At 76.4% G+C, this 1,178-nt stretch carries 2 protein-coding genes; both read left to right on the top strand.

The features are described from left to right. Positions 1-527, top strand: a 527-nt coding sequence (gene rfaE2 / locus HMPREF3086_RS03910; RefSeq protein WP_141763981.1) for a D-glycero-beta-D-manno-heptose 1-phosphate adenylyltransferase, incomplete at its 5' end; no start/stop codon positions are given. Continuing rightward, on the top strand, positions 517-1,178 hold a 662-nt coding region (locus tag HMPREF3086_RS03905), incomplete at its 3' end, for a glycosyltransferase family 9 protein (RefSeq protein ID WP_371441646.1). The genes rfaE2 and HMPREF3086_RS03905, both read left to right, overlap by 11 nt.

The raw sequence follows: 1,178 nt of genomic DNA, 5'->3' as shown, positions 1-1,178 counted from the left end.
CCTCCAGGTGGGTGGCGGAGGGTGGCGCCGCGGGGTTCCGCGGCCGGGGCAACCAGCCCGCCCCGAGCACCCTCGACGGCTTCGCCCACCGCATCGCCCGCACCCGCGAGGCGGGCGGGGTGATCGTCGCGACCGGCGGCTGCTTCGACGTCCTGCACGCCGGACACGCGCAGTACCTGCGCGCCGCCCGTGAGCTGGGCGACCTGCTGGTGGTCCTGCTCAACTCCGACACCTCCGTACGCAGGCTCAAGGGGCCCGGCCGGCCGGTCAACCCGGTCGCCGACCGGCGCGCGCTGCTCGAGGCGCTGGCCAGCGTCGACGCCGTCGTGGTGTTCGACGAGGACGACCCGCGTGAGGCACTGGACACACTGCGGCCCGACGTCTGGGTCAAGGGCGGTGACTACCGCGTGGCCGACCTGCCGGAGGCGCCGCTCGTCCACAGCTGGGGCGGCCGGGTCGAGATCCTCCCGCTCCTGTCCGGTCGGTCCACGACCTCGATCCTCGATCGGATCAGCGATGCCGGTTGAGCCGTACACCGCCGAGGCGCTCCGGGCGGCCGGGGTGCCCACGCACGTCGACGTCGCCCGCGAGGAGCCGTGGGCGGTGCGGCCGGAGGACATCGGATCCGGAGACGTGCTCGCCCTCCGTGCCCTCGGGATGGGGGACGCCCTCACCGGCATCGCCCCGCTGCGGGGCCTGCGACGTCTGGCACCGGGGTCCCGGCTCGTGCTGGCGGCCCCCGCAGGGGTCGGCGGGTGGCTGGCGCGCCTGGGCGTCGTCGACGCGGTACTGCCGACCCCCGGCCTGGTCCCGCTCGGGCCGATCCGCGGGGGACAGATCGCCGTGGACCTGCACGGCAACGGCCCGGCCAGTCGCGGCCTCCTCACCGCCACGGACCCCGGCCGCCTCATCGGGTTCGACTGCCCGGAGGTGGGGCACGCCGGCCCGCCCTGGCACCGTGACGAACACGAGGTCCACCGGTGGTGCCGCCTGGTGAGCGACGCCGGCGGACCGTGCGGCCCCGAGGACCTCCGCCTCACCGACCCCGCCGACCGCCGCGACCGGACTCTCGACGGCTCGTCTGACGATTCGCCCGGCGGATCATCCGGCCGGGCTCCCGGGGGGCCGGTCGTCATCCACCCAGGCGCCGCCGCGCCCGCACGACGTTGGCCGGTCGG

The sequence above is a fragment of the Dietzia sp. HMSC21D01 genome (assembly GCF_001815995.1).
GTDB lineage: Bacteria > Actinomycetota > Actinomycetes > Mycobacteriales > Mycobacteriaceae > Dietzia > Dietzia cinnamea.
The sequence above is the reverse complement of the archived record's forward strand: the minus strand, read 5'-3'. Positions and strand labels throughout refer to the sequence as shown.